This is a genomic window from Variovorax sp. 22077 (genome assembly GCF_052044195.1).
GTDB classification, from domain to species: Bacteria; Pseudomonadota; Gammaproteobacteria; order Burkholderiales; family Burkholderiaceae_C; genus Variovorax; species Variovorax atrisoli.
The window spans coordinates 1-2,132 of the sequence record NZ_JBQEQC010000066.1; the positions used below are offsets into that span (position 1 = coordinate 1).

The 2,132-nt window shown below is 66.2% G+C and carries 1 protein-coding gene; it reads left to right on the forward strand.

Annotation, left to right across the window (positions count from 1 at the left end):
* Positions 1–2,132 (forward strand): non-ribosomal peptide synthetase (locus tag ACTJLF_RS34470; protein ID WP_440884879.1); only part of this gene is annotated, 2,132 nt, incomplete at both ends.

Sequence of the window (2,132 nt, forward strand, 5' to 3'; positions counted from 1 at the left end):
TGCAGCTGCCCAGCCACCACATGGTGCTGGACCACACGACGCTGGACTTCCTGGTGCAGGAGATCGCGCTGATCCAGCAGGACAGGCACGATGAGCTGCCCACCCCGGTGCCCTTCCGGAACTACGTGGCGCAGGCAAGACTGGGTGTGAGCCAGGACGAGCACGAGGCGTTCTTCCGCCAGATGCTGGGGGACGTGGACGAGCCGACGGCACCCTTCAACCTGCTGGACGTGCAGGGGGACGGCACGCGGGTAGAAGAAGCCCGACTGAGGCTGGAGCCGGAGCTGGCGCAGCAGATCCGAAGAGAAGCACAGCGCCATGGGGTGAGTGCGGCGACGCTGTTCCACCTGGCGTGGGCGCTGGTGCTGGGCAAGGCCACGGGCAAGGACGACGTGGTGTTCGGGACGGTGCTGTTCGGTCGGATGCAGGGCGGGGAGGGGGCGCAGAGGGCGCTGGGGTTGTTCATCAACACGCTGCCGCTGAGGGTGAGGCTGGGAGCGAGGGGTGTGCTGGCGTGCGTGAAGGAGACGCACGAGGCGCTCACGCAGCTGCTGCACCACGAGCACGCGAACCTGTCGCTGGCACAGCGCTGCAGTGCGCTGCCGGGGGGCACGCCGCTGTTCTCGGCGCTGCTGAACTACCGGTACACGCCGGAAGAAGAGCAGACGAAGCAGCAGGCCGCACCGGATCTCGCATGGGCCGGTATCGACACGCTCGGAGGTGCCGAGCGCAGCAACTACCCCTTCGGCATGTCGGTGGACGATCTGGGCAAGGGCTTCGAGCTGGTGGCACAGGTGCATGACAGCGTCGATGCGCAGCGCGTATGTGGCTACATGCTGGCTGCCGTTCAGGGCGTGGTGACGGCACTGGTGCAGCGGCCGCAACAGCCAGCATGCGAGATCGGGATCGTTTCCGCGCAGGAGATGCAGCAACTGACGGCGTGGAGCGAGAACCCGCGCTGCCACGAGGATGCCCAACCGGTGCACCGCCAGATCGAGTCTCATGCAAGGCTCAAGCCTTCGGCACCCGCTTTGGTCTTCGACGACGAAGCCCTGAGCTACGGCGAACTCAATGCCCACGCGAACCGCCTGGCGCATCGCCTGATTTCTCTTGGGGTGGGCCCGGACGTGCTGGTGGGCATCTGCGTGGAACGCTCCGTCGAGATGATGGTGGGCATCCTGGCGGTGCTCAAGGCCGGCGGCGCCTACGTGCCCTTGGACCCAGACTACCCGGCGGACCGCCTGTCCTACATGGTGCAAGACAGCGGCATCGAACTGCTGCTGACCCAGAGCCACCTGCGCAGCCTGATCCCGGGTGCCGACTCCCTTCAAGTGCTGGAGCTCGACACCCTCGACACCTCTGCCGAGCCTGCATCCGATCCGCAAGTCCCCTTGCACGGCGAACACCTGGCCTACGTGATCTACACGTCCGGCTCCACGGGTCGTCCCAAGGGAGCGGCCATCCGGCATGCGGCGCTGTTCAGCTGCATGGCCTGGATGCAGGAGTTCTACACCCTCGCCGGAGCGGACACGGTGCTGCACAAGGCCCCCTTCGGCTTCGACGTGTCGGTGTGGGAGATGTTCTGGCCGCTGACCTCGGGAGCGAGGCTGGTGATCGCCAACCCGGGAGACCACAGGGACCCGGTGCGGCTGGTCGAGTTGATCCAGAGACACCAGATCACGACGCTGAACTTCGTGCCCTCGATGCTGCAGGCGTTCCTGGCGTACGAGGGGATCGAGGAGACGACGAAGCTCAAGCACATCATCTGCGGGGGAGAGGCCATGCCTGCGGCCACGCAGAGAGAGGCGCTGCAGAGGCTGAGCGGGGCGACGCTGCAGAACCTGTACGGGCCGACGGAGACGACGATCCATGTGACGCATTGGGCGTGCCGGGACGACGGCAGCAGCCAAGTGCCGATAGGCAGGCCGATCAGCCAGACGCAGGCGTACGTGTTGGACGGGAGTCTGAACGAGGTGCCGGCAGGGGTGGCGGGAGAGCTGTACCTGGGCGGGGTCAACCTCGCTCGGGGTTACCTGAAGCGAGCCGCATTGACCGCCGAACGCTTCATTGCAGAGGCCAACGGAAGCAGGCTGTACCGCACGGGAGACCTTGTGCGGTGGAACAACGAGGGC